Source organism: Vibrio chagasii, from assembly GCF_024347355.1.
GTDB lineage: Bacteria > Pseudomonadota > Gammaproteobacteria > Enterobacterales > Vibrionaceae > Vibrio > Vibrio chagasii.
Window position 1 is genome coordinate 2,232,071 of sequence record NZ_AP025465.1, and the last position, 23,504, is coordinate 2,255,574.

21 protein-coding genes are annotated in these 23,504 nt (G+C 43.1%); 13 read left to right on the plus strand and 8 right to left on the minus strand.

From position 1 onward, the window contains the following. Window positions 1-353: 353 nt before the first annotated feature. Window positions 354-599 (plus strand): YciN family protein, encoded by a 246-nt coding sequence (locus OCV52_RS10180; protein WP_004737436.1) that lies wholly within the window; start codon window positions 354-356, stop codon window positions 597-599. A 61-nt stretch (window positions 600-660) separates the two neighbouring features. Here the strand turns inward: OCV52_RS10180 and aroA are convergent, their stop codons facing one another. Together aroA and OCV52_RS10190 are read right to left on the minus strand one after the other, a co-directional pair. Continuing rightward, entirely contained in the window at window positions 661-1,941 is a 1,281-nt protein-coding gene (gene aroA, locus OCV52_RS10185) for a 3-phosphoshikimate 1-carboxyvinyltransferase (protein ID WP_137407705.1), read from the minus strand. A 162-nt stretch (window positions 1,942-2,103) separates the two neighbouring features. Beyond that, window positions 2,104-2,559, minus strand: coding sequence for an outer membrane lipoprotein (locus OCV52_RS10190; protein ID WP_137407704.1), 456 nt, complete (start codon window positions 2,557-2,559; stop codon window positions 2,104-2,106). 53 nt (window positions 2,560-2,612) lie between these two features. Between OCV52_RS10190 and aat the strand changes: the two genes are divergently transcribed. The 3 genes from aat (at window position 2,613) to infA (ending at window position 4,321) form a co-directional block, all read left to right on the plus strand. Continuing rightward, complete coding sequence (gene aat, locus OCV52_RS10195) at window positions 2,613-3,323, plus strand: leucyl/phenylalanyl-tRNA--protein transferase (protein ID WP_032554002.1); 711 nt, start codon at window positions 2,613-2,615, stop codon at window positions 3,321-3,323. Next, window positions 3,323-4,021: an arginyltransferase gene (locus OCV52_RS10200; RefSeq protein ID WP_137407703.1), complete on the plus strand. Its 699-nt coding sequence runs from the start codon at window positions 3,323-3,325 to the stop codon at window positions 4,019-4,021. Before aat ends, OCV52_RS10200 begins: the two co-directional genes overlap by 1 nt. An 81-nt stretch (window positions 4,022-4,102) precedes the next feature. Further along, window positions 4,103-4,321: a translation initiation factor IF-1 gene (gene infA, locus OCV52_RS10205; RefSeq protein ID WP_001040192.1), complete on the plus strand. Its 219-nt coding sequence runs from the start codon at window positions 4,103-4,105 to the stop codon at window positions 4,319-4,321. A gap of 198 nt (window positions 4,322-4,519) precedes the next feature. Here infA and clpA read toward each other — a convergent pair whose 3' ends face one another. Further along, complete coding sequence (clpA, locus tag OCV52_RS10210) at window positions 4,520-6,793, minus strand: ATP-dependent Clp protease ATP-binding subunit ClpA (protein ID WP_137407702.1); 2,274 nt, start codon at window positions 6,791-6,793, stop codon at window positions 4,520-4,522. Between the two features lie 39 nt (window positions 6,794-6,832). Then, the gene (gene clpS / locus OCV52_RS10215) at window positions 6,833-7,153 is read right to left on the minus strand and encodes an ATP-dependent Clp protease adapter ClpS (protein ID WP_004737430.1); all 321 of its coding nucleotides are present in this window, start codon (window positions 7,151-7,153) and stop codon (window positions 6,833-6,835) included. A gap of 569 nt (window positions 7,154-7,722) precedes the next feature. Between clpS and cspD the strand changes: the two genes are divergently transcribed. After that, on the plus strand, window positions 7,723-7,944 hold the full coding sequence (gene cspD, locus OCV52_RS10220) for a cold shock domain-containing protein CspD (RefSeq protein ID WP_004737429.1): 222 nt from the start codon (window positions 7,723-7,725) through the stop codon (window positions 7,942-7,944). Between the two features lie 267 nt (window positions 7,945-8,211). Here the strand turns inward: cspD and OCV52_RS10225 are convergent, their stop codons facing one another. After that, window positions 8,212-10,437 (minus strand): NADP-dependent isocitrate dehydrogenase, encoded by a 2,226-nt coding sequence (locus tag OCV52_RS10225; protein ID WP_137407701.1) that lies wholly within the window; start codon window positions 10,435-10,437, stop codon window positions 8,212-8,214. Window positions 10,438-10,755: 318 nt separating this feature from the next. Between OCV52_RS10225 and OCV52_RS10230 the strand changes: the two genes are divergently transcribed. Further along, window positions 10,756-11,484, plus strand: a complete 729-nt coding sequence (locus tag OCV52_RS10230; protein ID WP_137407700.1) for a pseudouridine synthase — start codon at window positions 10,756-10,758, stop codon at window positions 11,482-11,484. A 73-nt stretch (window positions 11,485-11,557) separates the two neighbouring features. On the opposite strand, the gene OCV52_RS10235 is transcribed toward OCV52_RS10230, so the two are convergent. Further along, on the minus strand, window positions 11,558-12,205 hold the full coding sequence (locus OCV52_RS10235; RefSeq protein ID WP_137407699.1) for a DUF2057 family protein: 648 nt from the start codon (window positions 12,203-12,205) through the stop codon (window positions 11,558-11,560). A 74-nt stretch (window positions 12,206-12,279) separates the two neighbouring features. Next, window positions 12,280-13,377, minus strand: a complete 1,098-nt coding sequence (locus OCV52_RS10240) for a porin (protein ID WP_137407698.1) — start codon at window positions 13,375-13,377, stop codon at window positions 12,280-12,282. Window positions 13,378-13,889: 512 nt separating this feature from the next. Between OCV52_RS10240 and dinG the strand changes: the two genes are divergently transcribed. The 5 genes from dinG to OCV52_RS10265 all read left to right on the plus strand — a co-directional run bounded on the left by dinG (window position 13,890) and on the right by OCV52_RS10265 (window position 18,771). Beyond that, entirely contained in the window at window positions 13,890-15,965 is a 2,076-nt protein-coding gene (gene dinG, locus OCV52_RS10245; RefSeq protein ID WP_137407697.1) for an ATP-dependent DNA helicase DinG, read from the plus strand. A 125-nt stretch (window positions 15,966-16,090) separates the two neighbouring features. Next, window positions 16,091-16,870: a sulfite exporter TauE/SafE family protein gene (locus OCV52_RS10250; protein WP_105025280.1), complete on the plus strand. Its 780-nt coding sequence runs from the start codon at window positions 16,091-16,093 to the stop codon at window positions 16,868-16,870. A gap of 22 nt (window positions 16,871-16,892) precedes the next feature. Continuing rightward, on the plus strand, window positions 16,893-17,441 hold the full coding sequence (locus OCV52_RS10255; protein WP_137407696.1) for a primosomal replication protein: 549 nt from the start codon (window positions 16,893-16,895) through the stop codon (window positions 17,439-17,441). Next, the gene (gene rsmS / locus OCV52_RS10260) at window positions 17,431-17,601 is read left to right on the plus strand and encodes a pleiotropic regulatory protein RsmS (RefSeq protein WP_004737421.1); all 171 of its coding nucleotides are present in this window, start codon (window positions 17,431-17,433) and stop codon (window positions 17,599-17,601) included. The genes OCV52_RS10255 and rsmS overlap by 11 nt, the downstream gene beginning before the upstream one ends. Before the next feature lie 36 nt (window positions 17,602-17,637). Continuing rightward, window positions 17,638-18,771 carry a ribosomal protein uL16 3-hydroxylase gene (locus tag OCV52_RS10265; RefSeq protein WP_137407695.1) on the plus strand — a complete coding sequence of 378 codons (1,134 nt, stop codon included), beginning with the start codon at window positions 17,638-17,640 and terminating at the stop codon, window positions 18,769-18,771. Between the two features lie 105 nt (window positions 18,772-18,876). On the opposite strand, the gene OCV52_RS10270 is transcribed toward OCV52_RS10265, so the two are convergent. Then, the gene (locus OCV52_RS10270; protein ID WP_105025283.1) at window positions 18,877-20,994 is read right to left on the minus strand and encodes a methyl-accepting chemotaxis protein; all 2,118 of its coding nucleotides are present in this window, start codon (window positions 20,992-20,994) and stop codon (window positions 18,877-18,879) included. 397 nt (window positions 20,995-21,391) lie between these two features. On the opposite strand from OCV52_RS10270, the gene OCV52_RS10275 reads away from it, so the two are divergent. Continuing rightward, the gene (locus OCV52_RS10275; protein ID WP_004737417.1) at window positions 21,392-21,640 is read left to right on the plus strand and encodes a hypothetical protein; all 249 of its coding nucleotides are present in this window, start codon (window positions 21,392-21,394) and stop codon (window positions 21,638-21,640) included. A gap of 379 nt (window positions 21,641-22,019) precedes the next feature. Beyond that, window positions 22,020-23,225 (plus strand): multidrug efflux MFS transporter EmrD, encoded by a 1,206-nt coding sequence (gene emrD, locus OCV52_RS10280; protein ID WP_137407694.1) that lies wholly within the window; start codon window positions 22,020-22,022, stop codon window positions 23,223-23,225. The last annotated feature ends 279 nt before the right edge of the window (window positions 23,226-23,504 follow it).

Sequence of the window (23,504 nt, forward strand, 5' to 3'; positions counted from 1 at the left end):
TTCTTTTTTTACTATTGTGCGAGATTACTAGAAGATCAACCGCTTTTTTCAAAATTGGATCTGATCGCTCGACAATTCGTCGACTCACAGATAAAAGGGTCACAATATAAAGAAGCTATAAAGTACTCGAAAAGAATACTAGCAAGGGCCTATTCATCAGGCATTAACTCTAAACGGGCTCATACTAAGCTTGTCCATGAATCGAACGCGAGCCCCATTCCATTATTTTTGCCATAAATCACAAAATAAATTGTGGATATTCGAAAAGACTCTCTTAATCGGTTGTGAAATCATTGAATTTCTAGTTCGACATCATAAACTCAACGTTATATTCAGTTATCAGAGATAAACTCATGACAAAGAAAGTAATAGCAGAATTTGATTTACTGCTTATCGCAAACCAAATTATCCAATCACATGATGACTACATTGAAGGCATGCGCGCAAACAGCGTAGTAGAGAAAGACGATGTACTCGTCTTCAAAGGCGAATACTTCCTAGACAGCAATGGGATGCCGACAGAGAATACAACCGCAGTATTTAACATGTTTAAATACTTAGCGCACCATCTTTCAAAAGAATTTACGCTTCAGCAGTAATTAAAAAGCTTGCCATTTAGGCAAGCTTTTTTACTTCCTGAGTTTTATCAACTTAGCGTTCTTATTGACTCAGCATCTTCAGCTTGTCGAAGTAGTCAGGGAATGTCTTTGATGTACAACCCGGATCATTAATCGTTACCGGCGTATCACTTAGCGCGACCAACGAAAAACACATTGCCATACGGTGATCATCGTAAGTATCAATCGCCGCATGTTTCAATTCAGCCACTGGATTAACGATGATGTAGTCTTCACCCTCTTCTACCTCAGCACCCACTTTACGTAGTTCGGTTGCCATGGCCGCAAGACGATCGGTCTCTTTCACACGCCAGTTGTAGACGTTACGAATCGCTGTTGTGCCTTTTGCAAACAGTGCAGTGGTCGCAATCGTCATCGCTGCATCAGGAATGTGGTTGTAGTCCATATCAATGCCCTTCAGCTCACCACAACGAGAGATAACGTAGTCATCACCCCATTCAATTTCAGCACCCATTTGTTCAAGTGCATCAGCAAATTGGATATCACCTTGGATACTGTTTTTACCAATCCCCGTTACCTTAATTTCACCACCTTTAATCGCAGCTGCTGCTAGGAAGTAAGACGCGGAAGATGCATCGCCCTCGACAAGGAAATCACCTGGTGCTTTGTATGATTGCCCCGTTGGAATGACAAACTCTTGGTAATCGTTGTTGATCACGTCCACACCAAATTGTTTCATAATGTGTAGCGTGATATCGATGTATGGTTTAGAAACCAATTCACCCTCAATTTTGATGGTCACTTCACCTTCTGCTAACGGTGCTGCCATCAAAAATGCAGTCAAAAATTGGCTAGAAATAGAACCGTCGATCGAAACCGTACCGCTTTTCAGACCCGTGCCTGTGATTTTTAACGGTGGGTAGTTTTCATTTTCTAAATATTCAACGTCAGCGCCAGCTTCTCGTAGAGCGGTCACTAGGTGGCCAATCGGGCGCTCTTTCATGCGCGGTTCACCAGTTAGGACGTATTCACCACGACCTAAACAAAGCGCAGCCGCAAGCGGACGCATCGCAGTACCTGCGTTACCTAAGAAAAGTTCGAGTGCTTTGTCACTTGAAAATGCACCACCAACGCCCGTCACTTCACATACGGTTTTGTCCGCTGATAGCTGATAATCAACGCCTAACTGGGTCAGAGCATTCAACATGTGGCGAATGTCATCACTGTCTAATAAGTTAGTTAGGCGAGTCGTTCCAGTTGAAAGCGCAGCCAAAAGAAGCGCACGGTTAGAAACACTTTTTGAGCCAGGTAGGTTAACTTCCCCACTCACTTTTTGAATTGGTTGTAACGTAAGGCTTTCCATTAAATCTTTTAGTCCTTGTACCACCCGAAGTCACTGGCGAGTATTTATTTGCGGGTGATGAATAATTCTTCGTACTTGCAGACTAACGAACTTTTCCAATGAACTCCAGAGCTAATCCCCTTCAAAAAGGTGATTAATTAGCCAACCGATCGTATTTTTATACTAGTACACGAGATCAACGCGAACACCATCTGAAAAATAGAGGATTCTCACGTCGTCACCTCGGTTAAACAACATCGTGCTATCGACGTCTTGGATGATATTGACGAGCTTGTCATCTTTGGTTTTAACCAGCAGTTCAACCAATTTATACTCCACGCGATATTGGCTATTACCTCGGTTACGAGCGATTCCAGCCCCAGCAACAGCACCGACAGCCGTTGCTACTTCTTTACCTGTACCACCACCAAATTGGTTACCAATTAAACCACCAATCGCAGCACCTAATAGTGTCTCCCAGCCGTTCGCTTTCGATTCCACTATCTCTTGTTGAGTAATATATCTCACGGTATCAATCTCACCATAAACAAACTCATTCACCGGTCGAGCTTGATTTCGGTTATAAGCTGCATTTGCCAACATGGGCAAAACAAGTAAAATCCAAAGCAACTTCTTCATGGTAGAACTCCTAATGACCTCATGGTCAGTGATTAATCTGTTACGCGGTACTTATGACTATATACCTAACTGAACTCGATACTACTAGTATAGAGTTTCCATCTCCCTTCGACGCACTGGATGAGCCAAATGGCCTTCTTGCTTTTGGGGGAGATCTATCGCCAATGCGAATCTTAAATGCTTATAGTCACGGTATATTTCCATGGTATGGCCCAGGTGAGCCTATACTTTGGTGGAGCCCAGCACCACGAGCGGTATTTAATCCTAAGACATTCAAACCATCAAAAAGTCTTAAAAAGTTTCAAAGAAAACATAATTACCGTATCAGCATCAACCAAGCGACGGATAGAGTTATCGGTTATTGCTCATCGTTAAGACCGGAAGAAGAGACCTGGCTAAACAGCGACATGCAGGCCGCCTACCGAGAGCTAGCTTCGTTAGGCTTCTGTCACTCGGTAGAAGTATGGCAAGGTGACGAGCTAGTCGGTGGGCTGTATGGCTTACAAAGAGGACAAGTCTTTTGCGGTGAATCGATGTTTAGCTTAAAGACCAATGCCTCGAAAATCGCATTATGGTATTTTTGTCACCACTTTGCTCAGTCTGGAGGGAAGCTCATTGATTGCCAAGTCATGAACCCTCACTTGGAGTCTTTGGGTGCATTAGAAGTAGAAAGAGAAGAGTTTCTCAGCTCTCTGCAATTACTAAAAGATAAGCCTGTTAACGATGCATGCTTTGAAAACCAATGGCTAGAGGATATGCCTTAATGAATCCAGATTTACAACAAATCAGAATTGGATTGACAGACAATCACGCGTGCAGCTATCTCCCACACCTTGAAGAGAGAGTTGCAGTCACGCTTGATGAGCACATGCACACCTCAGAAAATTATGAAGTTCTGCTTGCGAATGGTTTTCGTCGCAGCGGCGCTACTATCTATAAGCCACATTGCGATAATTGTTCAGCATGTCAGGCGATTCGCCTTTCAATCCCCGACGTAAAGTTTTCCAAAAGTCAGCGAAGAATTCTCAACAAGGCGAAGTCCTTTCGTTGGGAGCTCAAAGATAAAATGGATGAAAACTGGTTTGATTTATATAGCCGTTATATCACCACGCGTCATCGTTCAGGCACGATGTACCCACCTAAAAAAGAAGAGTTTCTGCAATTTTCTCAAAATGAGTGGTTAACCACTAAGTTCATGCATATTTACAACGAGACCGACCTCGTTGGCATAGCTGTTACCGATGTGATGTCTCACTGTACCAGTGCGTTTTATACCTTTTTCGATCCAGATATCGATATATCCATGGGCACTCTCGGCGTTTTGTTCCAAATCCAACATGCTCAGAAAGAACACAAACAGTGGCTATATTTGGGTTATCAAATCGATGAATGCCCTGCTATGAACTATAAAGTACGATTTCAACGTCATCAAAGGCTAGTAAATCAGCGGTGGCAAGGGTAGAATACGCCACAACTTTACATATTTTGATTTTGACGGCACAATCAAGCCGTTGAAAACCGCCAAGTTTCGAAAGAGGATTAGATGGCTAAAGAAGACGTAATCGAGATGCAAGGCACTGTCCTTGATACTCTACCAAACACAATGTTCCGTGTTGAGCTTGAAAACGGTCACGTAGTGACAGCACACATCTCTGGTAAAATGCGTAAGAACTACATCCGTATTCTTACTGGTGATAAAGTAACTGTTGAGATGACTCCATACGACCTTTCTAAAGGCCGCATCGTCTTCCGTGCTCGTTAATTTTTAATTATCGAATACGATAAGAAACGGAGCTTAATGCTCCGTTTTTTATTGCCTACCGTTTGCCACTTTGTCTTAACCCCTTTTCTTCGTATCTCGTATCTCGTATCTCGTATCTCGTATCTTCAAAACATAAAAAAAACGCACAACCTAAGTCATGCGTTTTATGCCTATGCTATAGAGCTATCTGCCTCTTTGTTAGTGCATCACTTCTTCTTTAGCACCAACATAGACAAAATGAAGTTCGTCTTTTTTAAGTGTTACTTTAACCGTACCACCATCAACTAAGCTACCGAACAACAGTTCATTCGCAAGAGGCTTCTTAAGCTTCTCTTGAATCACACGCCCCATTGGACGAGCGCCCATTGTCTTGTCATAGCCTTTGTCTGCTAACCAGTGACGAGCATCTTCAGAAACCTCTAGAGATACGCCACGAGCATCCAGCTGAACCTGAAGCTCAACAATGAACTTGTCGACAACTTGGCTAATCACACTTGGGTCAAGACTATTGAACCAAATGATGTTATCAAGACGGTTACGGAACTCAGGAGTAAAGACTTTCTTAATTTCGCCCATCGCATCTGGTGCGTGATCTTGTTGGATCAGGCCGATCGATTTCTTCTCTGTCTCAGCCACACCCGCGTTAGTCGTCATCACAAGGATCACGTTACGGAAATCCGCTTTACGACCGTTGTTATCCGTTAGCGTACCGTTATCCATCACCTGAAGTAATAGGTTGAAGATATCAGGGTGAGCTTTCTCGATCTCATCAAGCAGTACAACCGAGTGCGGATTTTTAATAACCGCATCCGTTAGCAGACCGCCTTGATCGTATCCAACATAACCAGGAGGAGCACCAATTAAGCGACTCACTGAGTGACGCTCACCGTACTCAGACATATCAAAGCGCAGTAGCTCAATACCCATTAGCTTAGATAGTTGAACCGTCACCTCAGTTTTACCTACACCTGTAGGGCCTGCAAATAGAAATGAACCAACAGGTTTATTGTCAGCACCAAGTCCTGCACGCGTTAGCTTGATCGCTTCGCTCAATACGTCGATAGCTGAGTCTTGTCCGAACACCAACATTTTCATGCGGTCGTCCAGCTTTTGCAGCGTATCTTTGTCTGAAGACGATACTGACTTCTCTGGAATACGAGCCATTTTCGCAACCATTGACTCAATGTCCGCTACGCTAACTGTCTTCTTACGACGGCTTGCTGGAGCTAACCGACTACGAGCACCCGCTTCATCAATAACATCGATCGCCTTATCAGGAAGGTGACGTTCGTTAATGTATTTCGCAGACAACTCCACAGCCGCACGTAACGCCTTGTTGGTGTAACGTACTTCGTGGTGCGCTTCATATTTTGGCTTCAAGCCAATCAGAATCTTAGTCGTATCATCTAATGAAGGCTCAACAATATCGATTTTTTGGAAACGACGAGATAGCGCGCGCTCCTTCTCAAAAATACTGCTGTATTCTTGGTAGGTCGTAGAACCGATACAACGCAACTTACCACTGCTTAATAGTGGCTTGATTAGGTTAGCCGCATCTACCTGACCACCCGATGCTGCGCCCGCACCAATAATGGTATGGATTTCATCGATGAACAGAATTGCGTCTTCTTCTTTCTCTAGTTGCTTAAGAATCGCTTTAAAACGTTTCTCAAAATCACCACGATACTTAGTACCTGCAAGCAGTGAACCAATATCTAGAGAGTAAATTACGCTACTCTGAATAATTTCAGGCACTTGTCCTTCAACGATACGCCATGCAAGACCTTCAGCAATAGCCGTTTTACCTACACCCGCTTCACCAACGAGTAGAGGGTTGTTTTTACGACGACGACATAGGACTTGAATAGTTCGCTCAAGCTCTTTATCACGGCCGATTAGTGGATCAATGTTACCTTGCTTAGCAACTTCATTTAAGTTGGTCGCAAAGTTTTCTAAACGGTCTTCTGAATTAGCTTCTTCGGCATTCTCTGCACCACCAAATGAGTCTGATGATGAAGCACTATCGCCTTCATTACTGGCTTTAGTAATACCGTGTGAGATGAAGTTAACGATATCTAAACGGCTAATGTCGTTTTTCTTAAGGAGATACGCTGCGTGAGATTCTTGCTCACTGAAAATAGCAACAAGCACATTAGCACCTGTTACTTCACTGCGACCCGAAGATTGGACATGAAAAACAGCACGTTGAAGTACTCGTTGGAAACTCAACGTAGGTTGGGTCTCACGAGTTTCATCACTTTCTGGGATAAGTGGGGTCGTTTGATCAATAAAAATATCGAGCTCGTTGCGAAGAGCATCGAGATCAGCCTGACAAGCTTGGAGCGCTTCCTTGGCCGCATCATTTTCTAATAATGCTAGTAGGAGGTGTTCGACAGTCATAAATTCATGTCGCTTGTCTCGCGCACGAGCAAATGCGCCATTTAAACTCGACTCTAATTCTTTATTTAGCATAAGTACCTCCTAAGGGAACAACAGTGTTGTTCGAGCAATTTATACTTGCTCCATTGTACATAGTAGCGGATGCTCATTTTCCTTTGAGTACATCGTGACTTGCGCTACTTTTGTTTCCGCTATTTCAGCACTGTATGTGCCGCATATAGCTTTACCTTCATAATGAACCTTGAGCATCACTTCCGTTGCTTTTTCGATATCTAGTGAGAAGAATCGCTCTAGGATCTCGATTACAAAGTCCATTGGCGTGTAGTCATCGTTATTCAGTACGACGTTATACATTGCCGGTGGCTTTACTTTTGTCGCTTCTTTCTCCAGTAAATCTGAGCCTGGAGATGCCCATTCAAAGTTTCTGCTCATATCGCTTTGCTAAGGGTTATTTTTCGGAAGTGGTGAATGTTTGTGTAACTTAAATTTACCACATTCACGCTTTACGGTGTACTAAGAAACCGCACCGAGAAACAGTACCAAAAAATATTCCTCTATACTGAGCCTAATCCACCATTTCCATCGCTGCAAATAAAAGATCTCGATTCACAGGATTAACATATGTGATTGATTAAAAAGACGCCATAACTATTGACGATAACGATACGAAATGCTCTAAGTTACTATTTAGTTAATAGTTTGTGGAAAATCTCAAGTGTGATTTGTTATTAAAATTGATCACTTTTATACCAATTTACTATTGACTGTGCTCAATCATTAGCTACATTGGAGCTAAAAGGTTTTTCTAATACAGTTTCATAACACGCTTGAAAATTTAACAATAAGGAATAATTACGCAGGGCAGCGTTAATTTCCGTAAGCAATGTCTGAAATTCAAACTGCCAACTGAACAACTTTGGTTGGTGGGAATGATGTCAATCGAACTTACATTGATTTGATATAAACAACGTTAGTAACAAAATGCATGAGGGATGTATAGCATGGCTACAGGTACAGTAAAATGGTTTAACAATGCCAAAGGGTTTGGCTTTATTTGTCCAGAAGGTGAAGAAGGCGATATCTTTGCGCACTACTCCACAATACAAATGGAAGGTTACAGAACCTTAAAGGCTGGTCAGCAAGTCGACTATGAAGTAGAAAGTGGACCTAAAGGCTCGCACGCTAGCTCCGTTGTTCCTGTAGAAGGCAGTGCAAGTAAATAGGCAAAGCTGCCATATCGTGTTGACCTAAATAGCACTATTAGAACGTTAAAAGACTATGAAAACCGCTCCTTTAATACCTATACGTAGGTTAAATGAGCGGTTTTTTTGATCTTGGGTGAGACATATATTCTGCGTATAGGCAGTTTGATACCGGGTTTGACAGTGAAATAGGCAGAAACAAAAAAGACGCTTTAACGATTACATTAAAGCGTCTTTTATTATGTCATCTGTAAGCGCTTTAGAAAGAACTCACAGAAACGCTGCATTCTAAGCGTCGATAAATGCGTTTAATGTAGCACTTGGGCGCATCAGTGCAGAAACTAGTGCATCATCAAATAGGTAGTAACCACCTAAGTCACCAGCAACACCTTGTGCGTTATTTAGCTCAGCGACAATTGATTCTTCGCTTTCAGCTAACTGGCTTGCCACTGCTGCAAATTCAGCTGCAAGGTCTGCATCAGCAGTTTGCTCTGCAAGTGCTTTAGCCCAGTACGCCGCTAGGTAGTAGTGGCTACCACGGTTATCAAGCTCACCTACTCGACGTGATGGTGACTTGTTGTTGTCTAGGAATTCACCGGTCGCTTTATCAAGCGCATCAGCGAGAACTTGAGCCTTAGCGTTACCAGTAACCACGCTTAGGTGCTCTAGAGATGCAGCTAATGCCAAGAATTCACCAAGAGAATCCCAACGCAAGTGGTTTTCTTTCTCTACTTGTTGAACGTGCTTAGGAGCAGAACCGCCAGCACCCGTTTCAAACAGACCACCACCGTTCATTAGTGGAACGATTGATAGCATTTTAGCCGATGTGCCAAGCTCTAGGATTGGGAACAGGTCAGTTAGGTAATCACGCAGTACGTTACCAGTTACCGAAATTGTATCTAGACCTTCTTTAATACGAACTAGAGAGAACTTGGTCGCTTCCAATGGAGAAAGAATCTTCAGTTCTAGACCATCTGTATCATGCTCAGGTAGGTAAGCATTCACTTTCTTAATAAGCTCTGCGTCGTGTGCGCGAGATTCGTCTAGCCAGAATACTGCTGGAGTAGCTGAAGCACGAGCACGTGTCACAGCAAGCTTAACCCAATCTTGGATTGGTGCATCTTTAACCTGACACATACGGAAGATGTCGCCTTCCTCTACGTCTTGTTCTAGAAGTACAGAACCTGAAGCATCAACCACTTGAACCTGACCAGCAGCTTCAAGAATGAATGTCTTATCATGAGAACCATACTCTTCTGCTTTTTGAGCCATTAGACCTACGTTTGGTACGCTACCCATAGTTGTTGGGTCGAACGCGCCGTTCTCTTTACAGAAATCAATTACTGCTTGGTAGATGCTCGCGTAGCTACGATCTGGGATCATTGCTTTGGTATCTTTTTGCTTACCTTCCGGGTCCCACATTTGGCCAGAAGAACGCAGCATTGCAGGCATAGATGCATCAACAATGATGTCACTTGGTACGTGCAGGTTAGTGATACCACGGTCTGAATCAACCATCGCAAGTGGTGGCTGAGTTTCGTAAACCGCTTGTAAGTCAGCTTCAATTGCCGCTTTTTGATCTTGAGGCAGTGACGCGATCTTAGCGTATACATCACCGATGCCGTTGTTCACATCAACACCTAGCTCTTCAAAAAGCTGACCGTGCTTAGCGAAAACGTCTTTGTAGTAAACCTTAACCGCGTGACCAAAGATCACAGGGTCAGAGACTTTCATCATGGTTGCTTTCATGTGTAGAGAAAGCAGTACGCCTTGCTCTTTCGCTGACGCGATTTCTTTTTGAAAGAATGCCACTAGAGCTGCTTTGTTCATCACTGAAGCATCGATGATCTCTTTATCTTGTAGTGCAAATGCTGGCTTCAATGTTTTCTTAGCGCCATCTTTACCTACAAACTCAATGCTTACTTCTGTCGCACCGTTGATTGTTGTCGATTTTTCGCTACCGAAGAAGTCTTTATCTTCCATACTTGCAACATGCGACTTAGAGTCTGCTGACCAAGCACCCATTGAGTGCGGGTTTTTCTTCGCGTAGTTTTTAACTGAAAGCGGTGCACGGCGGTCTGAGTTACCTTCACGCAATACTGGGTTTACTGCACTACCCTTGATCTTATCGTAAGTCGCTTTTACTGCTTTCTCTTCGTCAGTGTTTGCTTCTTCTGGGTAGTTTGGAAGTGCGTAGCCTTTTGATTGTAGCTCTTTGATTGTTGCTTGTAGTTGAGGTACTGATGCAGAGATGTTTGGAAGCTTGATGATGTTCGCTTCTGGTGTCTTAGCCAATTCACCTAGTTCTGCTAGTGCATCACCAATACGTTGTTCTTCGTTCAAGTAGTCAGGGAAGTTGGCAATAATGCGCCCTGCAAGTGAAATGTCGCGAGTATCAACGTCAATACCTGAAGAAGCTGTAAAAGATTGAATGATTGGCAGTAGAGAGTAAGTTGCTAGTGCCGGAGCTTCATCTGTAATGGTATAGATGATAGTTGGTTTTTCAGTAGGCATGAAATTTCCCTATAGTTCTTACAAGCTCACATGAATAGTGAGATGTTATAAATTGACCAGTAAGCGACTCTGAGAGTGAAAACTGCTTACTCGATAGTCGTACTCTATCTTATTTTTCATGCAATCTAATGACAGCATGAACCAAATCCGTGAGCGCGTTGTTATAATAAAACACGTTGGTATAATTAAACAAATCAGGCTCAAGAGTCCATAAACTTGTTCTATTTTGTGTCTTTTAGGCGCGCAAATGATAGCTCAATTCCGTTTTAGTGAAAACTTTTCAGCACACTTCGTTTACATTTTTGCAAGGTAGTTAACATGTCTACTCGCTCACGCAGCGCTTCTCGTTCAGACAAACCAGCTCGTTCTGGCGCCAAATTAAAACAAAACGGCAACAAGCAGGGCCGGAACAGTGATAGAAATAACACTGGCAATTCACACAAGAAATCGCATTCAAGTAAGCACAGATACAAACCTAAAACGGCAAACACAAAACCTAAAATTGCACTCGAAGATCGCAAAATCATTTTGTTCAACAAGCCATTCGATACTTTAAGCCAGTTCACTGATGGTGAAGGCAGAAAGACGCTCGCCGACTTTATTCCAGTAAAAGACGTTTATGCTGCCGGACGACTTGATCGTGACAGTGAAGGGTTAATGGTTTTAACCAATGACGGTATCTTTCAAGCCAAGTTAACTCAACCAAACTCAAAATCACCAAAGACTTACTGGGTGCAGGTTGAAGGCGCACCTTCTGAGGAGGATTTAGATAAATTGAGAAAAGGCGTCGAACTAAAAGATGGTATGACGCTGCCTGCAAAAGTTGAGTTAATGGCAGAGCCAGAGATATGGGACAGAAATCCACCGGTAAGATTCAGAGCTGCAATACCAACGACCTGGTTAGCGATTACTATCATCGAAGGGCGTAACCGTCAGGTAAGGCGAATGACAGCGAATATCGGTTTCCCTACCCTGCGTTTAATCCGTTACTCAATGGGTGACATGAACGTAGGGCAACTCCAGCCAGGTGAATGGAAAGAGATTTAATAAAAGACTAGATAGAAATGAAAAAGCGAGGTGTCTGTTACATAAGAACACCTCGCTCTAAAAACTTTTGATCTTATTTTTGGTCAATCAACCATTTTTGAAATGCTTTACGCTCTTCTTCACTGGCTCTTGAATACCAAAGCTTAAGTTGAAGCGTATTTTCAGACTCTTGAACCGTGCTATCAGCAGCAACAGTCGCACCAACCACAGCACCAGTTTGAACCGCGGCTAATTCTTCTTTCAATGAGCGAATCTTTCCTGAGTCGAAAACTAAACCTCTTTCTTGATTGTAATCTTTAACCAACTGAGGAATATCGCTGTAAGGCAATGCGCCTTGAGATGGCGGTAGAACTTCTTGCGCTACTTTTACATCATCACCGTTTACAGAAATATTGAAAATAGGCAGTTCCCGGTCTACATTTTTTGCGATTTTCTTGTACTTTCGGCTTACAAGATCAACATCAACATCTCCATTTTCAGGAACGGTAAATACCATAATGTAAGGAACCGTACTGATGAATTCGCGTTTGCCTTTATCGCTCAAATACCCTGTGTAATCTAAAACGAGTTGGTTTTCACCAGAGGTAAGTACAGCATCTTCCACATTTTCAACAACCTCGCCGTTCAAAGTATTGAGTGAAATACCGGTAGCCAAGTCAAGAGCAGCCGTTGCATACGGTGCAGAGAATAGACAAATAAAACTCAAATACCACTTGTTCATATACGATTCCTTAATCAATAAACGTAAAAAAGCCAGCTTAACGCTGGCTTTTGTATAGCATAGTTAACTACAGATTAGAATGTGTAGTAAACGCCCGCTGTTACTGTATCAGCATCGTAATCTTTTTGACCAACCGTGTTAAATTCCAGAGTTGCAGTTTGGTACTCAGCTAGGAACAAAATGTTGTCACGGAAAGCGTAATCAACACCAACTACTAGGTTATCTACCTCTGTATCTTTAGTAAGCTTACTATTGCCTGTTGCAGTAGCTCGTTCATCAAGGTTTGCAATTGCGTAAGTTGTGTATAGGCGAACCTTATCCATTTGGTATGCCGCCGCGAAGCCCATTGTGTCGCCGTTGAAGTACCCTTTAGCATCCTTGTCAGATACTGAGCCTTTGTATTCCCAGTAACCAAACTCGTTAGCACCCTCAAACTGAGCGTAAGTCAGTGCAAGGTAAAGGCCACCGAACTCAGCAGAAGCCGAAACGCCTGCAAGAGAGTAATCGATGTCTTTTTCAGCTTCACCAGTAATGTATGAAGTACCGATAGAGAAGTTGCTGAATGCGTAATCCGCAGAGATACCGTAAGTGTTGTCTACATCTTCTTCAGAAGTCGTGTTCACATCAGCGACTAGAGTTAGACCTTCAACAAACTCACCTTTGAACACAACGCCGTGGCCTTTAGACTCGCGGTGGTGACCACCAGTAGAGCCCATGTAGTTACCTTCGTTAGTAATGTCGTCTTTTTGGATTGCATCAGCAGATTCTGCTAGGTCGCCAGTCTCACCGAAAGCCATACCCCAAGTGTCAGTTTTGAAACCAACCCATACATCATCAAACTTTGCTTTACCGTCGTCATCTGCTTCGATTTCAAAAGAAGCGAATGCTGTGAACTGGTCATTTAGTTTTTGCTCTGCGTCTAGCTGAATCTTAGCCCAAGTAGAAACGTCAAGCTCTTTCTTTTCGGTAGTGTCAACTGCTTTAAACTTGTCATTACCTTTAGCGTCTTTGCCGTCTTTTTCCCACTTAGTTTTATCAACTTCAGACTGTTTAAGGTAAATATCTACTTCACCTTTCAGGCTCACTTTTGTATCGTCGTTAGAGTAAATCTCTGCTGCATTTACAGAAGTTGCTGTAGCTGCGATAGCTAACGCTAATAGAGTCTTTTTCATAATAAATCCACTGCCTTTTCTAAGAATGGGAGATCCTTGCCCGGTTCCCTTTTAATTATTGTGACTGGTCATTACCACTCTTTGTTGGTTAATCACCGTCACTAAATTTCGAGGTCTAGATTGCAAAAGATTATCCTGCGTGTCAAATAAACTAAAAACAAACCTAAAAAAAAACAAAACATTCAAAATCAATTACTTACATTTATTTTCATCATTTTACGAGCAACTTATCCTTAGTTTTACCAGCAAAGAAAATAAGATCTAAAATGCAACAAATAGAATTTAACTCCACAATAAGGCCGAAAAATACTCACCATTAGAATTTAACACCTATAAGCCAGTCTTTTTTAATATTTATATTTCGCAAGATAAATAAAATCGTTAAGTTCCTGATGGTTCAGTTTTTTTTTGTGAACGAGATCTACCTTTGATTTAAAAGCAAGCTATTTTGCGGTAAATGTACCGGCTAGTGATATGTGCTACTATCCTCGCTCCGTTACGTAGGTCACAGTATGCTAACTACTAAAATTCAAAATTCTATTCGCACCAGTTATCAAAACCTCCAAGAACAGTTGGATAACTTTGTACCTAGGCGTGCACAAAACTACCTTGTCGCTGAGATTGCGAAGACACTTTGTGGTCAATACCACAAAAGTAATCGTATGATCGTTGCTGAAGCAGGAACCGGAATCGGTAAATCACTGGCTTATTTAATGGCTGCGATCCCTGTTGCCGTTTTAAACAACCGAAAAATTGTTATTTCAACCGCAACGGTTGCTCTACAAGAACAGCTTGTAAACAAAGATCTCCCACTATATAGAAGGCTTACTGACAGGGAGTTCTCTTTTATATTGGCGAAAGGTCGACAACGTTATTGCTGTGCGGAAAAGTTGGCAGCCGCCTGCGGGGTTGATGGCGGCCAAATGGCAATGTTCGAATCTAAGCCAAAACAGAAAGATATTGAACAACTGCAAACCATGTATCGCAGCCTTGCTCAAGGCAAATGGGATGGCGACCGAGATTCCTGGCCAAAGCCTATCGACAACATGATTTGGCAGATGATTGTCAGTGATAAGCATAGTTGTAACAACAGCATGCCAACTCACAGAGATTGCCCTTTCCAAAAAGCACGTTCAGAGCTAGATAAAGCAGACGTTATCATCGCTAATCACAGTTTAGTGATGTCTGATGCCGATTTAGGTGGCGGTGTGATACTGCCAGAGCCGGAAAATAGCATCTATATCTTTGATGAAGCACACCACTTACCACACGTAGCCCGAGATCACTCTTCTGCAGCAGCGAGCTTGAAAGGTGCCGCTTCATGGTTAGAGCGTTTAAACCAATCGATAACCAAGCTTTCAGGCTTGGCGGACGAAAAGCGAGTGGGTCGATTCAGGAATGAACTGCAGGATTCAGTACAACAACTGATTCCAACTCTGACGCAGCTCAGTAAGCAGTTCGATGCCACTCATTTTGAAGATGGGCTTTACCGCTTTGAACATGGTGACTTGCCAGAATGGTTAGAGAACGAATCTAAAGACCTCAAACAGCTTTCTCAGAAAGCGAGTCAGGCTGTCGCTAAAATTGCAGACCTGATTGCAGAACGAGTTAAAGATGGCGAGCTTTCTGCAAAACTTGCAGAGCCTGCACTCGCCGAAATCGGCTTCTATATACAGAGAACCGAGAACTTAGCGCAAGTTTGGCGCTTGATGGCTGAACCAAAACGTGAAAAAGGTGCGCCTTTAGCACGCTGGCTAGAGCTTAATAAAGAGAGTGAGGGCGACTTTGTTGTCAATGTTTCTCCGCTTGAGGTTGGCTGGCAACTTGACCAGCAGATATGGAGCCGCTGTGTTGGTGCCGTGCTTGTTTCTGCAACAATGAGAGCACTCAACTCCTTCAGTTTTTTCTGCCATCAAGCCGGTATCAGTCAAAAAGAAGAAGATGGTGTGCAGTTTCTTGCCCTGGCGTCACCGTTTGATTATCAGAATCAAGCGGAGTTAATCGTGCCGGCCATGAAATACGAACCACAAGCACCTCAATTTACCGAATATCTTATTGAAATTCTGCCTAAGGTAATAGAAGACAACAAAGCCAATCTCGTTCTATTCTCTTCTTACTGGCAAATGAATAAAGTTGCTGAAGCTTTGGCAACAGATTTCGTTAAAAAGTCATGGGCGTTGCAGGTGCAAGGTGATACTTCACGCGCTGAAATTCTAAAAAAACATAAAAAGCTAATAGATCAAGGTAGAACTAGCGTTCTTTTTGGAACTGGCAGCTTTTCTGAAGGTCTGGATTTGCCGGGTGAGCTGCTTGAAAACCTAGTTATCACCAAGATTCCTTTTGGCGTTCCAACCTCACCAGTAGAGCAAGCGCATTCGGAATATATTGAATCACGCGGCGGTAATCCCTTTATGCAGATTACTGTTCCAGAAGCGAGTAAAAAGCTTATTCAATCTGTGGGTCGACTGCTGCGTAAGGAGAGAGATTCTGGTAAAGTCACGATCCTTGATCGACGCATAGTCACGAAGCGATATGGCACGTCCCTACTCGATTCACTACCGCCTTTTAAAAGAACAATAAAATACTAACTTTTCTGCCTTAGAGCAGTTATGGGTCAGTCATCGCTTGGCCCCTGCATTCACAATCAAACGAATAGCCCATCGACTATTCGTGTGGCTGTTCTGACGGCCAATAACGAGAACAACAGCTATTTATGGAAATGATTGAACCAACCATGTTGGTTATACTTGCGCTGGTTGCATTTGCAGCAGGCTTTATTGATGCTGTCGCCGGTGGCGGGGGCATGTTAACAGTCCCTGCATTGTTATCCCTTGGGCTACCGCCACACATCGCGCTTGGTACAAATAAGCTTGCGGCTACGTTCGCTTCTTCAACAGCAGCTTTTACTTATTATCGTAAAAAGCTATTTAAGCCAGAATGTTGGATAAATGCATTTATAGCGACCTTGATCGGCGCAACCATAGGTACGCTAACAGTCGATGCCATCAGCACTCAATGGCTAGAGAAAGTCCTGCCACTGATCATTCTTGCAGCAGCGATCTACACCATTTTTCATAAGACACCGAATGCCAATCACAACGTGTCACCAAAACCTTGCCCTGTGCTTAAGAAAAAACAAAAGTATCAAGGCTTCGTTCTTGGCTTTTATGATGGCGTTGCAGGCCCGGGAACAGGCGCTTTTTGGACGGTGAGCTCGATGGCTCTATACCGCCTAAATATCTTGCTTGCTTCTGGCTTATCGAAAGCAATGAACTTCACCAGTAACTTCACATCTTTGGTGACCTTCGCGATTCTTGGCCATATTGATTGGGTATTGGGTTTAACCATGGGCGTTTGCCTAATGGCAGGTGCATTCGTTGGGGCACATTCCGCAATTCGATTTGGTGCTACGTTTATACGACCAGTCTTTGTTACGGTTGTCAGTATACTTGCGATAAAACTGGCTTACGAAGCTTGGTTTGTAAACCTATAGCCATTGGATTACAGGAAGTAAAATGAGTCAATTTTCACAAATCAAAAGTGTCATTGATACCTTACTCGGTCACTGTTCTCAGGTAGATAAATCTCGAGGCTCTTATCATCAGGCGCTTTTCGACAAAACATTGTTTAAATGTGGCGCCTCGACTCTACTCCCCTACGCACTTGAAACCCAAGCGACTTATCACACCATTACTCGCGAACAGAGCAGCAATCAACTTTCTGCATCACGCGCGAATTACTTAACCGACAAATTAACTAACCAGATCGCGGCTTTGCAACGCGAGCTCGCCAATCACGATTTACGCTTAGACAGAAAAAGTAAATCAGGGAAAACCTTGAACGATTTGTATAATGACTTGGCTCAGCACCAAGATTGGCAAAGACGTTTGGTTGATTTAGTTAAACGACGCAAGTTAGCGCTAGACTCCGAACCGCGTCATAGTAAAGCACAAGCAGAAAACGCTTGGATGTTAGCGAAAGAGCGTTTAGAGCGCTGTGAAGACTCGATGAAGAACATCGAAAGACTGATTAATATAGAGAACCCAAAGCGAAATGAGCACTGATAACACATCATCACCATTGGACAACGCACCTGAAGAAGTTAAGTTAGCCGTCGACTTGATCTACCTACTCGAAAGTAATGAGATCGACCCAAAGGTTGCGTTAGAAGCAATCAAGATTGTCCAGCAAGATTTACAAGCCAAACTAGCAACTAGCAACTAGCAACTAGCAACTAGCATCAAAACATACAGGATTCACATGTACCAACTTAGCTTTTCTATGCCCGAGTTTCTTGAAAATTACTGGCATAAGAAACCAACCATCTTAAAAGGTGGCTTCCAAAACTTCGTCGACCCAATTTCGCCGGAAGAACTTGCTGGTTTATCGATGGAAGAAGAAGTGGATTCTCGCTTTGTTTCTAACCTCAACAACCAATGGACAGCAGAGCACGGCCCATTCGCCGAAGAAAAATTTGGTGAATTATCAGAAACTCACTGGCAATTGATCGTTCAAGCAGCAAACCATTGGCATCAAGGTGCCAATGAGCTAACGAAAGCGTTCCAACAATTACCAAACTGGTTGTTCGATGATCTAATGATTTGCTACTCAGCACCTGAAGGTGGTGTTGGACCGCATATTGACCAATACGATGTATTCATCATTCAAGGTCAAGGTAAGCGTCAATGGAAAGTAGGCGCAAAAGATGTCGGACAATATAAAGAGACCGTCCAAGCTTCTGCTCTACGCCAAATCGAAGGTTTTGAGCCAATCATTGATGAAACTCTAGAACCAGGCGATATCCTTTATATCCCGCCAGGCTTTCCACACGAAGGCAATACGCTAGAACCATCAATGAGCTACTCCATTGGCTACCGCTCTCCGAAAGAGCAAGAGCTGATCAGTAACTTTGCCGACTTTGTACTTGCCCATGATATGGGTGATGTTCACTTGCACGATCCTGAGTTCAAAGCGCAGGACAGCTACGGCAAGATTCGTTCGTCAGATTTGAGTAACCTGACTGATATGCTTAAATCAGCCCTTGAGCAACCAGAGACGGTTAGCGACTTCATGGGTTGCTTACTGAGCCAGTCACGCCACCAGCTTGATATCGTTGCACCAGAGCCACTATGGACTCAAGAAGAGATTGCCCAACACCTAGAGTCAGAAGGTGAAATCCACCGAGTATCCGGCTTGAAAGCGCTCTACCACGAAAATCAAAGCAACACGGCTTACATCAATGGTGAGGTGTTTAAGGTGGATGAAGCGGATTCTTCGTTACTCAACATACTTTGCGATGAGACCGTGATTACTTCGGCTAATGCCCTATCACCTTCGGGCGTAACGGTCGTGACTGAATTGGTGAACAAAGGCTACTGGTTCATCGAAGAGTAAGCAGCGTCAGACGCTATTTATTAACCTACTTTTCAAGAAACAACTAAAAAAGGGACAAATGACATCTTCATTTGTCCCTTTTTCTATCCAAGAATTGTTTAAGGCTTAGACCTTGAACTGATTGACCAATTTCTGTTGCTGCTGAGATAGCTGATCAATTTCATTACCCACTTGTTCAGAAGCTGCCGCTTGTTCCAAGATCTTTGCACTCAAGTCGCGAATATTAACCACGCTCTGATTCACTTCACCGGAAACCGATTGTTGCTCTTCTGCTGCTCTTACGATCTGATTGTTCATATCACTGATCGCCTCAATTGAGGTAAAGATCGAGCCGAGATCTTCTACTGCATTTTGAACGTGCAGCGCTGTATCGTTGGCAAGAATATTACCTTCTTGGATAGCTTCCACCACATCTTGTGTTCCAGCATGGACCTTATCAATCACCGCTCTGATCTCACCAACGGATGATTGTGTACGGCTTGCAAGGTTTCTCACCTCGTCTGCAACAACCGCAAAACCACGACCTTGCTCACCAGCACGAGCCGCCTCAATCGCCGCATTCAATGCTAACAAGTTAGTCTGTTCAGAGATACCCTCGATAACACTTAAGATCTCGGTGATATTACCGTTGTTCTTTGCTAGCTCTTCAACAATAGGCACAGCGCTCGACATGCGTTCCACCAGCTTCCTCATTTCACCAGCGGAAAGCTCGATAACTTGTTGCCCTTGCTGAGCTGAACGATTTGCCTCACAAGCTGCGTCTACCGCAACTTCTGCGTTTTGTACCACTAAGCCAGCAGTTTGAGTCATCTCTTCTGCCGCTGTTGCTACCAGATCCACTTCTTTAAATTGAGACTCGCTGCTTTCACGAGTACTTGATGCAGATGCCTTCGCTTGACTGGTCGTGTTTGCCACTTGTTCTGTAGTTTGAATAACTTCTTTAATTGTATGTTGCAGCTTATCTAGGAACAGATTAAAGCCTTTCGACAACTGACCGATTTCATCTTGAGACTTCACTTCTAAGCGTTGGGTCAAATCACCTTCACCAGAAGCGATGTCATTCAACCTTTCCACTACCTGACGAATCGGCTTCACAATGGACAACGAAGCAAATGCGATAATGGCTAAACCGAAGATAATAAATACCGTACCGGCAATCACTTCTGTTTTGATACCTTCACTTAGCTTAGTGCTAATGATGGAATCCAGTTTATTTGCATCAGCGACGACACTATCTCTTGGGATCTCAAACAACACCCCCCAAGTTTGGTTAGCAGCAACGACAGGTGCAAACGCAAGTAACCACTCACCGTCCTCACTCCACTGCGTTGTTACTTCACCGCCGAAGATAAAATCGGTCATTAAGTCACTGTTGGTATTATCGCTTTGGAAATTCGAACCAACTGCAATGCTTGAATCGTCAGAAGCGATAACTGAGCCATCTAGGCTAACAACATACGCTTTACCTGCACCGTTAAACAAACTCTGGTCAGATTGAGTAATCACACTGGTTAAGCCATCAAGTCTTAAGTCGATACCCAGAAAACCAATCGCAACATCGTCGACTAAAATTGGAACTGAAATAGAGGACGTCAATAATGCTGTACCGCCACTATTCACCACTCGTGGGGTGCTGATACAAGTTTGCCCTGAAGATAGAGGACAGTAAAAGCGCTCGCTATTGCTGTTGTCATTCAGTGTTGATTCCGAAAGGACGTTCGAGAGAACATTCTCACCATTATCCGCTAATTTCCAGTAAGGAGCGAAGCGCCCTTTCTCGTTAGATCCTACATAATCGGCATCGACATAATTCGAATCTTCGCTATCGAGTAAATCAGGCTTAAAGACGAGGTAAGCACCTTGAATCGAATCGAAGTTTAAAACCGATCTGCGCACCATTTCATCTAATGCAGTACGAAGCTCTTCACTTGGTGTAAAGTTTTCATCCGCATTGTTCTTTAAAAACTGAGCACTCGCCGCTAGCATCTCTGCGCGATAAATGGCTTCATCAACATAACGTTGAGTTTCTTGTGCATTGAGCTGAGAAACAGACGATAACAACTGCTGAGTTTTAGTGATCACTGATTCTGAGCTTTGAGATTTGATAACTTGTTGCTTACTCGTCGCGTTGTAGATCGAGAAACCAATAAGAGAAAGCGACGTAATGATTAAACAACAACCCGCTAGTAGAGTTATTTTCCACTGTACCGATAGAGAACGCATTTAATATCCTTATTTAAGCCAAAAGACTTCCATAACCATAACTATCACATCAACAACGAATGGCTGTACACAATGTAGATAAGTTAAACGAATAAGCTTAACGGATGATTACATCACAAATTACTAACATATAAAACGAAAGTTCACGCAAATGTTAACAGAACATATTTTTTATCTATCGCTTCTGTGACTAAGAAAGCGATTCACTTCTGATACTTATCTTCATCTATGTCATTCATAAAAAATATGACGTATGACTTGCGTCCTTCTTCGAGGCAATAAGAACACTTTGCAGCACCCCTACCATAATTGAAAAATGCCCTCTTTTGCCCCACTACACTACAAAAATTAGCTGTTATTATTGGTTTTATCATTTTCATATCGACGGAGACTAATGATGAACGCAAGCTGGGCCAATTTCTTTCCATACTTTGCAGGGGCTTTTAAGCTGATTGTATTGGCTATTGGTGGCTACCTAGCGATCAAGTGGCACTTTGATGAAGACAAGAGGTTAAGAGAACAAGAGGGAGAAGTATTTAACACACTAAGTTTGAAGAAAAAGTTAGTGACTGCACTTGTAATAACAATTGTTGTGACCTGCTTAATAACGCTTGTCGTGTACGCGACCGACTGGCTACTCTATTAAAGTGGAATATTGATACTAAAAACGCCACTCGCTTCACGGGCTTACTACGCAGACGCTAACTCATTTACGTCAGTAAGCTTTGTGTAAAACACTCTCTCCATAGCACTACGCCTAAACTCATCAAAATATCGCTTAGTCACTTATAACATTTCAATGGTTATCCCCTGCAATATTTACTTATTCTATATAGAAATTCGGATTACTTTTTCTTATCCAATTTATAGATTTTTATCTTGGATAACTGAACAATTTTTGGTTGCTAAATCGGCAATCAATCTCTAACATCTCGCGCCTAGATTCACTAATCGCTTAACTCAATTGGATCCTCCTGATTGAGCGCTAAGGTTTTTACGTTTTCAATTTTTGGAGAGATACGCAAATGTCCGCCTCGTTTCCATTAGCGAAACTTACCTTCTTAATCGCTATTCTGACAGCCGTAGGTCAAATGACTCAAACGATGTACGTGCCTTCTATTGGCCATATGACAGGTGAGTTCTTGGTTTCTGCGTCTTCACTTCAAGCTGTGATGGCGTGTTACCTGATCCCTTATGGTTTGTCGCAATTTGTTTACGGCCCGCTTTCAGATCGCCTCGGTCGCAAACCAATCATCGTCGCTGGCTTGGTCATCTACATCCTAGGTACCTTGGTAGCCTTATTCGCTCATGAATACGAATGGTTCTTGGTGGGCAGCTTTATTCAAGGGCTCGGCATTGGTTGTGGTGGTGCGATGTCTCGTACATTGACCCGTGACTGTTTTGAGGGCGCTGAATTACATCGTGCAAACAGCTTGATCAGCATGTGTGTGATTTTTTCCCCATTGATGGCACCTGTATTGGGTGGTTACCTAACAGAAGCTTTCGGCTGGCGATCTAGCTACTTGTTTCTAGCACTATTTGGTATTGCTGTTGTGATCACCATGATGACGAGCATGATGGAAACATTGCCAAAAGAGCGACGCAAAAATGAATCGGTAGGAACCAGCTACAGGTTTGTTCTATCTGACAAGCGCTTCCAAGGTTTCTTATTGGTACTGGTTGCAACATTTGCAGGAATAGCTGTATTTGAAGCAGCTGCAGGAGTACTGCTTGGCGGTGTACTTGGCTTGCCGGCAACTACTGTGAGTTTACTGTTTGTGTTACCGATTCCAGGTTACCTAGTAGGTGCTGGCCTTTCGAGTTACATCGCGCAGCGTCGCTCTGAACGTCGCGCACTAAATATTGGCCTGGTATCGATCTTAGTTGGCTCAGCTGTCGTGCTTATCCCGGGTCTGTTTGGTCAAACAACCGCATTGACATTGATTGGCGGCGCAACCATTTACTTCTTGGGCGCTGGTATCTTATTCCCAGCAGCAACAACAGGTGCACTTTCGCCATTCCCATACCATGCTGGTACAGGTGGCGCGATCTTAGGTGGTATGCAGAACTTAGGTGCCGGTATTGCTACACTGTTGGCATCGTTCTTCCCAGCTCAAGATCAACTGCCACTGGGTTGCTTGATGATTAGCATGTCGCTTATCGCTATGCTTGGTTTACGTTGGGTTAATCGTAAGCCTGACCACTCAAACGAAATGCCATTGGCTATCTAAAGTAAAACGCAACTCCTGCCTAATAAATAGAGGGACATGCTGAAAGGCGTGTCCCTTTTGTATTACCCGTTTACCCTCGCCTGATGTCTACCACTAATTTCATCAAACATTACTTTGATTTTTTAAAAACAATAACAGACACTTACGATGAAAGTGCATATCCAGAATCCAATTATAAATAATATCACTGGAAGGAAACTAACCACTAAAGGATGCTGGCAATAAAACGAGTAAGGTGCACACTAAGGATATAAAGATGCGTTTCGCTTTAACCACATT

What these genes read in the sequence shown, in the direction of transcription:
- OCV52_RS10230 (WP_137407700.1), top strand. Translation starts at nt 10,756, where the DNA reads ATGTCTACTCGCTCACGCAGCGCTTCTCGTTCAGACAAACCAGCTCGT.
- OCV52_RS10180 (WP_004737436.1), top strand. Translation starts at nt 354, where the DNA reads ATGACAAAGAAAGTAATAGCAGAATTTGATTTACTGCTTATCGCAAAC.
- OCV52_RS10200 (WP_137407703.1), top strand. Translation starts at nt 3,323, where the DNA reads ATGAATCCAGATTTACAACAAATCAGAATTGGATTGACAGACAATCAC.
- cspD (WP_004737429.1), top strand. Translation starts at nt 7,723, where the DNA reads ATGGCTACAGGTACAGTAAAATGGTTTAACAATGCCAAAGGGTTTGGC.
- OCV52_RS10240 (WP_137407698.1), bottom strand. Translation starts at nt 13,377, where the DNA reads ATGAAAAAGACTCTATTAGCGTTAGCTATCGCAGCTACAGCAACTTCT.
- infA (WP_001040192.1), top strand. Translation starts at nt 4,103, where the DNA reads ATGGCTAAAGAAGACGTAATCGAGATGCAAGGCACTGTCCTTGATACT.
- OCV52_RS10265 (WP_137407695.1), top strand. Translation starts at nt 17,638, where the DNA reads ATGTACCAACTTAGCTTTTCTATGCCCGAGTTTCTTGAAAATTACTGG.
- OCV52_RS10225 (WP_137407701.1), bottom strand. Translation starts at nt 10,437, where the DNA reads ATGCCTACTGAAAAACCAACTATCATCTATACCATTACAGATGAAGCT.
- OCV52_RS10190 (WP_137407704.1), bottom strand. Translation starts at nt 2,559, where the DNA reads ATGAAGAAGTTGCTTTGGATTTTACTTGTTTTGCCCATGTTGGCAAAT.
- OCV52_RS10270 (WP_105025283.1), bottom strand. Translation starts at nt 20,994, where the DNA reads ATGCGTTCTCTATCGGTACAGTGGAAAATAACTCTACTAGCGGGTTGT.
- dinG (WP_137407697.1), top strand. Translation starts at nt 13,890, where the DNA reads ATGCTAACTACTAAAATTCAAAATTCTATTCGCACCAGTTATCAAAAC.
- OCV52_RS10255 (WP_137407696.1), top strand. Translation starts at nt 16,893, where the DNA reads ATGAGTCAATTTTCACAAATCAAAAGTGTCATTGATACCTTACTCGGT.
- OCV52_RS10235 (WP_137407699.1), bottom strand. Translation starts at nt 12,205, where the DNA reads ATGAACAAGTGGTATTTGAGTTTTATTTGTCTATTCTCTGCACCGTAT.
- clpS (WP_004737430.1), bottom strand. Translation starts at nt 7,153, where the DNA reads ATGAGCAGAAACTTTGAATGGGCATCTCCAGGCTCAGATTTACTGGAG.
- aroA (WP_137407705.1), bottom strand. Translation starts at nt 1,941, where the DNA reads ATGGAAAGCCTTACGTTACAACCAATTCAAAAAGTGAGTGGGGAAGTT.
- aat (WP_032554002.1), top strand. Translation starts at nt 2,613, where the DNA reads ATGACTATATACCTAACTGAACTCGATACTACTAGTATAGAGTTTCCA.
- rsmS (WP_004737421.1), top strand. Translation starts at nt 17,431, where the DNA reads ATGAGCACTGATAACACATCATCACCATTGGACAACGCACCTGAAGAA.
- clpA (WP_137407702.1), bottom strand. Translation starts at nt 6,793, where the DNA reads ATGCTAAATAAAGAATTAGAGTCGAGTTTAAATGGCGCATTTGCTCGT.
- OCV52_RS10250 (WP_105025280.1), top strand. Translation starts at nt 16,091, where the DNA reads ATGGAAATGATTGAACCAACCATGTTGGTTATACTTGCGCTGGTTGCA.
- OCV52_RS10275 (WP_004737417.1), top strand. Translation starts at nt 21,392, where the DNA reads ATGAACGCAAGCTGGGCCAATTTCTTTCCATACTTTGCAGGGGCTTTT.
- emrD (WP_137407694.1), top strand. Translation starts at nt 22,020, where the DNA reads ATGTCCGCCTCGTTTCCATTAGCGAAACTTACCTTCTTAATCGCTATT.